At 63.2% G+C, this 8,400-nt stretch carries 7 protein-coding genes; 4 read left to right on the plus strand and 3 right to left on the minus strand.

The features are described 5' to 3' along the window. Positions 1 to 36: 36 nt before the first annotated feature. Positions 37 to 783, minus strand: a complete 747-nt coding sequence (locus tag SB822_RS29805; protein WP_410856238.1) for a response regulator transcription factor — start codon at positions 781 to 783, stop codon at positions 37 to 39. Positions 784 to 970: 187 nt separating this feature from the next. Between SB822_RS29805 and SB822_RS29810 the strand changes: the two genes are divergently transcribed. From SB822_RS29810 to SB822_RS29825, 4 genes are all read left to right on the plus strand, one after another. Further along, a complete protein-coding gene (locus SB822_RS29810) occupies positions 971 to 1,225 on the plus strand; it encodes a hypothetical protein (RefSeq protein WP_410856239.1) in 255 nt (84 codons plus the stop codon). 19 nt (positions 1,226 to 1,244) lie between these two features. Next, positions 1,245 to 3,059, plus strand: a complete 1,815-nt coding sequence (locus SB822_RS29815) for an aminopeptidase P family protein (protein ID WP_410856240.1) — start codon at positions 1,245 to 1,247, stop codon at positions 3,057 to 3,059. A gap of 177 nt (positions 3,060 to 3,236) precedes the next feature. Next, positions 3,237 to 3,788 carry a cysteine hydrolase family protein gene (locus tag SB822_RS29820; RefSeq protein WP_410856241.1) on the plus strand — a complete coding sequence of 184 codons (552 nt, stop codon included), beginning with the start codon at positions 3,237 to 3,239 and terminating at the stop codon, positions 3,786 to 3,788. Further along, positions 3,785 to 4,408: an HAD family hydrolase gene (locus tag SB822_RS29825; RefSeq protein ID WP_410856242.1), complete on the plus strand. Its 624-nt coding sequence runs from the start codon at positions 3,785 to 3,787 to the stop codon at positions 4,406 to 4,408. Before SB822_RS29820 ends, SB822_RS29825 begins: the two co-directional genes overlap by 4 nt. A 19-nt stretch (positions 4,409 to 4,427) precedes the next feature. On the opposite strand, the gene SB822_RS29830 is transcribed toward SB822_RS29825, so the two are convergent. Together SB822_RS29830 and ettA are read right to left on the minus strand one after the other, a co-directional pair. Further along, positions 4,428 to 5,567, minus strand: coding sequence for a DUF748 domain-containing protein (locus SB822_RS29830; protein ID WP_410856243.1), 1,140 nt, complete (start codon positions 5,565 to 5,567; stop codon positions 4,428 to 4,430). A gap of 213 nt (positions 5,568 to 5,780) precedes the next feature. Then, on the minus strand, positions 5,781 to 7,448 hold the full coding sequence (ettA, locus tag SB822_RS29835; protein WP_007580688.1) for an energy-dependent translational throttle protein EttA: 1,668 nt from the start codon (positions 7,446 to 7,448) through the stop codon (positions 5,781 to 5,783). Positions 7,449 to 8,400 lie beyond the last annotated feature (952 nt).

The raw sequence follows: 8,400 nt of genomic DNA on the forward strand, positions 1-8,400 counted from the left end.
TGGCGCGACGTATTGGGGCTATGGTTAGGCCCAATATTATAGCGTTTCCGCGATTCTTTCAGTCGGCGCGGGTTTATCCGCGCTATCCGTGTTTTCGACTGGAATCTGGTCCAGACGATAGCCGTAACCGTACAGCGGCGTAAGGGTGTAGCCGAATTCCGGCCGCAGTTCGAGCTTGGTGCGGATGCGCGACGCGTGCGTGTCGAGCGTGCGCGACTTTACGTCGCGGCGGCGCGACCAGACGGTTTCCAGGATGTGGGCGCGCGATACCGGCCGCGACATATTGGTAAACAGCAGCAGTGCGAACTGGAGTTCTTTCGGCGTCAGGGTGACGCTCTGTCCCCGAAAGCTGACGATCGAGCGGCCGGCGTCGAACGCATACTCGCCGAACATTTCGCGCACGCGGTTGCGCGGGCGACGGATCCCGGCGCGACGCATCAGCGCTTCGATGCGGGCCAGCATTTCGGGACCGCGCACGGGCTTCGACAGACAGTCGTCGGCGCCCGACTGCAACATTGCGACCAGCTCGCTTTCGCGCGGCGTCGTCATCATGGCAATGACGGGCAGGCCCGGCAGAACCTGGCGCACCCGCATGATCACGTCTTCCGCGGCGGCGTCGCCGCAATACGCGTCAGTGACGAGGAGATCGAAGAACTCGCTTGCGGCGCCCGTCAGAAAAGGCGCGCTGGAGGGGAAGTGATGACAGGCATGCCCCCCGGCAAGCAGTAGCCGGCCGACGATTTCCGCATGCCGGAGGTCAGGCTCAATAAGGGCAATTCGCATGGACGGTGGGGTGGGCGCAGCGATCTGGCACGGGAGGCTTTCAGCTTGCTTAACCTAACCCCGGCCCCTAAACTCAACCGCTACGCAGAAAGCCGCGCGGACCTTCTAGTGAAAGAGAAAAAATGCTAGCCATCGATAAAACAGCCGCCTATCAGAACAGTCTTAATTTGATGGGCGGTGGACGCTAATGGGCTGGCCTGGACTGATCATTCTTGGCGCCGTCGTTGGCGCGGCCAGCTGGTGGCTGCATCCGCTGCGGCGCGCGAGCCACGTCGCGCTGTGGATGGCGATGCTGATCGGCGTGGCGGGTGCCGTCATTGCGCATATGGCCGGCAACGTCACTCAGCTCTTCCACGACGGCGACACGCTCGAGTGGCCCGTCTGCATCGCTATCGCCCTGGTTGCCGTTGCCGTGACGGTCGGCTTGTTCTCCCGTCGATGAATTCTTGCAGGTGAAACCGATGAACGTACGACTCCCCGAAACCGCCTCGATCCCCGAGCGCATTGCGCAACTGCGCAGCGCCATGAAGCAGGCAGGGCTCGCCGCCTGGCTCGTGCCATCGGCGGATCCGCATCTTTCCGAATATCTGCCCGGCCGCTGGCAAGGCCGCGAATGGCTGTCGGGCTTCACCGGCTCGGTCGGCACGCTGGTCGTGACGGCGGATTTCGCCGGGCTGTGGGTCGACAGCCGCTATTGGGTGCAGGCCGAGGCGCAACTGGCAGGCACGGGCATCCAGCTGATGAAGATGTTCGGTGGGCAGCAAAGCGCGCCGCACATCGACTGGCTTGCGCAGAACGTACCGGCGGGCGCGTCGGTCGGCGTCGACGGCGCGGTGCTCGGCGTGGCGGCAGCGCGCGCGCTGACCGACGCGTTGACGGCTCGCGGCGTCGAGTTGCGCATGGACCTCGATCTGCTCGACACCGTCTGGCCGCAGCGTCCGTCGCTGCCGACGGGCGCCGTCTACGAGCACGTCGCGCCGCACGCGAGCGTGTCGCGCGCGGAAAAGCTGGACCAGATTCGCCGAGCGATGCAGGAGAAGGGCGCGCAGTGGCACTTCGTCTCCACGCTCGACGATCTCGCCTGGCTGCTGAATCTGCGCGGCGCGGACGTGAACTACAACCCGGTGTTCGTCGCGCATGCGTTGATCGGGCTGGAGCGCGCGTCGCTGTTCGTGGTCGACGGCAAGGTGCCGGCTGAACTGGCCGAATCGCTCGCGCGCGACGGCATTCGCGTCGAGGCGTACGCGAAAGCGGCCGACGCGCTCGCCGCGCTGCCGAACGGCCAGACGCTGCTAATCGACCCGCGCCGCATTACGTATGGCCTGTTGCAATCGGTGCCTGCTTCGGTGGCGATCGTCGAGGCTGTGAATCCGTCCACGTTCTTCAAGTCGCGGAAGACGGAAGCCGAAGCCGAACACGTGCGCGCGACGATGGAGCAGGACGGCGCGGCACTCGCCGAATTTTTCGCGTGGTTCGAAGGCGCGTTGGGCCGCGAAAAGATCACCGAACTGACCATCGACGAAAAGCTCACGGCGGCGCGCGCGCGTCGGCCGGGTTTCGTGACGCTGAGCTTCGCTACCATCGCCGGCTTCAATGCGAACGGCGCGATGCCGCACTACCGCGCGACGCCCGGGTCGCATTCGACGATCGAAGGCAACGGCCTGCTGCTGATCGATTCGGGCGGCCAGTATCTGAGCGGTACGACTGACATCACGCGCGTCGTGCCCATCGGTACCATCAACGATGAACATCGCCGCGACTTCACGACCGTGCTGAAGGGCATGATGGCATTGTCGCGGGCGAAGTTTCCGCGCGGCATCCGTTCGCCGATGCTCGACTCGATCGCGCGCGCGCCGATTTGGGAAGCCGGCGCGGACTACGGGCACGGCACGGGCCACGGCGTCGGCTACTTCCTGAACGTCCACGAAGGCCCGCAGGTGATTTCGCACTACGCGCCCGCCGAGGCGTGGACGGCGATGGAAGAGGGGATGATCACGTCGATCGAGCCGGGCATCTACCGTCCGGGCAAGTGGGGCATCCGCATCGAGAATCTGGTGTTGAACCGCGCGGCAGGGAAGACCGAGTTCGGCGATTTCCTCGAATTCGAAACGCTGACGCTGTGTCCGATCGACACCCGCTGCGTCGCGTTGAACCTGTTGAACGACGACGAGCGCGCGTGGCTCAACGCGTATCACGAGATGGTGCGCACCCGCGTGTCGCCGCACGTGTCGGGCGACGCGAAGGCGTGGCTCGAGACGCGCACGCAGCCGGTCTGACGCGCTGCGCCGCGTTCCGCTGCGCGATCGATCGAAAGCAATTCGAGTCGATCGTGCAGCGGGTTTTCACACAGAATCCCATTCGCAGCTATGCTGACGAGTCGCTTCTAAACGGTGACTCGGCCGTTTAATGTCGCCGTTTCGCTCAATCCATCACCAACGAATAGCGAGGCTCGCATGCCCGGTGTTGCCGTCATCGTCATCGACGTACAGCAGATGTTCTTCAGCGGACCTTCGCCCGCGTATCGCGGCGAAGCAGTAATCGACGGCATCAACCGGCTCACGGCCTCGGCGCGCAAGGCGAATGCGCCCGTCTTCTTCGTGCAGCACGAGAGCGACGCAAACGGACCGCTCGCGCGCGGCAGCGACGCCTGGCAATTACCTGCCACGCTCGTGCGCGGACAAGCGGACGCGTCGATCTACAAGACGGTCGGCGATTCGTTCCATGAGACGCTGCTGGCCGATCAGCTCCGTCAACAAGACATCGATAGCGTGGTGATCTGTGGTTACGCGTCCGAGTTCTGCGTCAACGCAACCGCGCGCCGCGCCGAATTGCTCGGCCTGCGCACCACAATCGTCGCCGATCTGCACACCACGCAAGACAAGCCGCACCTCGCCGCCGACAAGATCGTCGAGCACCAGAACTTCGTCTGGACGAACTCGTCGATGACGGGCAAGCGCGTCAAGGTGCTTCCTCTCGCTGACATTCTGCAAACGGAGTTCGCATGACCATCAAGGCAGTCGTATTCGATTTCGGTGGCGTGCTGATCGACTGGAGCCCGCAGTATCTATATCGCGAGCTGATTCCCGACGATGCCGAACGCGCATGGTTCCTGTCGAATGTCTGCACGATGGACTGGGTCATTCGTCAGGACGGCGGCCAGCCGATCGCGGAAGGCACGGCCGAACTGATCGCGAAGTTTCCCGAGCACGAAGCGCTGATTCGCGCGTTTTACGAGCGTTGGCATCAAATGGTGGCGGGCGTGCTCGATGACGGCGTCGCGACGGTAGAGAAACTCGAAGCCGCGAATGTGCCGCTCTTCGGCCTGACGAACTGGTCGGACGAGACCTTCCCGTATGCGTGGGAGCACTACCCCGTGCTGCGGCGGTTCAAGGACATCGTCGTGTCGGGGCGCGTGAAGATGGTCAAGCCCGACCCGGCGATTTTCGCGGAGATGCTAAGCCGTATCCGCGCGCATCTGCCGGACATCGAGGCGCACGAACTGGTTTTCATCGACGACAACCTGAAGAACGCAGCCGCCGCGACCGAACTGGGCTGGCACGGCGTACACCACACGAACGCCGCGCAAACCGAAGCGAAACTCCGGGAACTGGGTCTTCCCGTATAAGACCGCGCTGAAGCGGGCCTCACTGTCCCAGCAAATTCTTCAGCGCGTTCCCAAGCCCTTTCACCGTTTCACCCGCGCCCTTCGCGACGCCCTCGGCGCTGACCCCGAGCGCCTTCGCGAAGTTCGCACGCAGCTCGGTCATCACGCTTTCATTGAGCTTGAACTTCGGGTCGCGCAGATTGCCGTCTATGACGAAGTGCAGCGTGATGTCGTCGCCGTGTTGTTTGAGCGCGGCGACGGCGGCGCGCGCCGGGATCTGCATGAACGTGTCGAGCGGGTCGTCCGTCGCGGCGAGTTGCAGATGATGCAGCGTGACCGTGCCCGGTGCGTGAATGTGATAGCTCGTCACCGTCGCCTGCAGGTTGAGGTCGAGCGTGCCGCCCGTCACCTGTGTTTTCGCGCCGGCCTTTTTCAACAGATACGGATCGAGTGTCACGACATCGACGCCGCGCAGCGTCGTGGTCGTCTGCGAGTCCTTGCTGGCGATCTTCGTCCAGCCGTCGAACGTCACCGTACCCGTGTGCGTCGGACCTTTGATCAAGCCTTTGACGGACAGACTGGTCGGTTCGGTGAGGTCGGGCAGATGGATGTGGTCGACGCTCGCATTCGCGTCACTGACTGTCACCTTGTAAGGCGGCTTGCGGATCATCTCGTCGTAGAAGACGAACTGGCCGTCCGCGAACGCGATGTGGTCGATGAGTTTCTCGGCGGGTAGCGGCGGCCGGTTCGGCGCCGCGCTGCTCGCTTCGCTTGCCGGCTGGCCGGGACGGCTCACCGATTGACGCAGCTTCGGCAAGATTTCCAGCTTGCCGGTCGCGGTGCGCACGACTACGAGACTGAAGCCGCGCACCACGACGCTTTGCAGATGCACGCGTTGCGCGAGCAGATCGCGAATGTCGGGCGTCATCGTGATTTCGTCGGCGGTGAAGGCGTCGGGTGTCGGCCAGTCGCTGGGTGCCGTCAGCCGGACGTGGCGCAGCGTGATCGCCGAAAAACCGACGTCGATGCGCTCAGCCGTGCCGAGCGGCGCAAGCGCTTCGGCGACGCGCTCTTTCACTTCGTGTTGCACGAAATACAACCCGCCGAGCGCAATCACGACGAGCAGCACGATCGCGCCTGCGACGGCCAACGTCACGCGCTTGCCCATCGACATCGCCATGCCACCTCCTCGTCCGTGCGCTGGCCGTGGTTCGGGTTAGATAGGGTGGATCTTGCCGCGCTTCGGCGAGCGGCGCAGGCAGCGGGTGCCCGCGTCTGAAACTGCCTGGATCGAATGCGACTTGCGAGTGACTGGAGCAACTCTTATGCCGTCCGCATCGGACCGTGCAAAACGGCCCGGCTGCGGACGGCGATACAGCGGAATAGCGGAGGCTTAACGGGTGATCGGCTTGTAGCGCAGACGCTTCGGACGCGCCGCTTCTTCGCCGAGACGCGCGCGCTTGTCCGCTTCGTATTCCTGGTAGTTGCCGTCGAAGAACGTGACTTGCGAATCGCCTTCGAACGCGAGGATGTGCGTCGCGATACGGTCGAGGAACCAGCGATCGTGCGAGATCACCATGACCGAGCCGGCGAATTCGAGCAGTGCGTCTTCGAGCGCGCGCAGCGTTTCGACGTCGAGATCGTTCGACGGTTCATCCAGCAGCAGCACGTTGCCGCCTGCGATCAGCGTCTTGGCCAGATGCAGACGGCCGCGCTCGCCGCCCGACAGATTGCCGACGATCTTCTGCTGGTCGCCGCCCTTGAAGTTGAAGCGGCCGATATACGCGCGCGACGGCGTTTCGTACTTGCCGACCGTCAGCACGTCCGCGCCGCCGGAGATCGCTTCGAACACCGTCTTCGAGCCGTCGAGCGCGTCGCGGCTCTGATCGACGTAGGCGAGCTTGACGGTCGGACCTTGCACGATTTCGCCCGAATCCGGCTGCTCCTTGCCCGTCAGCATGCGGAACAGGGTCGACTTACCGGCGCCGTTCGGGCCGATGATGCCGACGATCGCGCCTGCCGGAATCTTCAGGCTCAGGTCGTCGATGAGCAGGCGGTCGCCATACGATTTGCTGACGTTCTTGAATTCGATCACTTCATTGCCGAGGCGGTCGCCGACGGGAATGAAGATTTCCTGCGTTTCATTGCGCTTCTGATATTCCTGGCTGTTCAGTTCCTCGAAGCGGGCGATACGCGCCTTCGACTTCGCCTGACGGCCCTTCGGATTCTGGCGCACCCATTCCAGTTCTTTCTTGATCGCCTTCTGGCGCGCCGATTCGGTCGCCTCTTCTTGCTTCAGGCGGTCTTCCTTCTGGTCGAGCCAGCTGCTGTAGTTGCCCTTCCACGGAATGCCGTGGCCGCGGTCGAGTTCGAGAATCCACTCGGCGGCGTTGTCGAGGAAGTAGCGATCGTGGGTGACGGCGACGACGGTGCCGGGGAAACGCGTGAGGAACTGTTCGAGCCATTCGACGGATTCGGCGTCGAGGTGGTTGGTCGGTTCATCGAGCAGCAGCATGTCGGGCTTTTGGAGCAGCAGCTTGCACAGCGCGACGCGGCGCTTTTCGCCGCCCGACAGGTTCTCGATCTTCGCGTCCCACGGCGGCAGGCGCAGCGCGTCGGCGGCGACTTCGAGCTGCTGCTCGGGGCTGCCGCCGTCCGATGTCGCGAGGATGGCTTCGTACTTCGCCTGCTCGGCGGCGAGAGCATCGAAGTCGGCGTCCGGCTCGGCGTAGGCGGCGTAGATCTCATCGAGCTTCTTGTGCGCCTGGAACACGTCGCCGAGACCGTCTTCGACGGCTTCGCGCACGGTCTGTTGCGGATCGAGCTGCGGCTCCTGCGGCAGATAGCCGATGTTCAGGTTCGGCATCGGCGTGGCTTCGCCTTCGATGTCCTTGTCGACGCCGGCCATGATCCTGATCAGCGTGGACTTGCCCGAGCCGTTCAGGCCGAGCAGGCCGATCTTGGCGCCGGGGAAGAATGACAGCGAGATGTCTTTCAGGATTTGACGCTTGGGCGGCACGATCTTGCCGACCCGGTTCATGGTGAAGACGTATTGGGCCATTTGCTTACGCTTGGGTTGGGGGCGCGGTCCGCGCGACGGCGGACGGCGTCAGGTGAATGGGTTTGGTGTGGCTGGTAGCTGCTTGTTGTTGCCGGGCGCTGCGGGTATTGGATTGGCGCGCGCCGCGGGCGGAAACCGTATTGTACTTCGTGTGTGTTCGACGCTTTTTGTTTGGGGTAGGGGTTTGACACTGCGTGAGGCGTTGTTGTGCGGGTTTTGTCTCTGCGGGGCGTTGGGGTAGTAGCGATTCGCACTTGGTTTCGCTGGCATCCGTGATTTGCTCTTGCGTTGGCATCCGCGATTTGCCTTCGTACTTCACGCGTTGCCCCTGTGCGGGGCGGCACCTACTTTTCTTTGCCGCCGCAAAGAAAAGTAGGCAAAAGAAAGCGGCTAACACCGCCAGTCCTTGTGTTTGCTTGAGGGCCCCAAAAGGGTCTTATGCTTCACGCGGCAATCACGTGACCCACGTTCGTTGCCAACGCTTCGAATGCGCGCCTCACCCGCTTCACGCGCCCGCATTACAGCACGCCGTGTCAGATATTCCACGGCCGCCCAGGCGGCAAACTGTGTGTAGGCCCAAGTGCTCCACACGCCTCACTTCGGACCGATAGCAGACGCGTCCCAGCCTGTAAGAGCGCTAACATGTATGACACGACAACCTACACACAGTTTGCCACCTGGGCGGCACATACCGTTCGCTGTCGCTGGCCCGTGCAAAAGCATTCGAAGCGGGTGGGTCGCTCATTCAAAGCGTTGGCAACGAGCATCGACCAGGGCACTTCGGTGCGAAGAGTGGGGACGTGGGGGGGCCGTGGATAAGAACACGTGCTGGCGGTGTTAGCCGCTTTCTTTTGCCTACTTTTCTTTGCGGCGGCCGGTGTGTGTCAAGGTAGTTGTCGCCTGAACCGCGTTACGCTGCCTGCCTGTACATTTTGACTGAGGCCGGGGCTCG

This window comes from Paraburkholderia sp. SIMBA_054, from assembly GCF_046534875.1.
GTDB classification, from domain to species: domain Bacteria; phylum Pseudomonadota; class Gammaproteobacteria; order Burkholderiales; family Burkholderiaceae; genus Paraburkholderia; species Paraburkholderia hospita.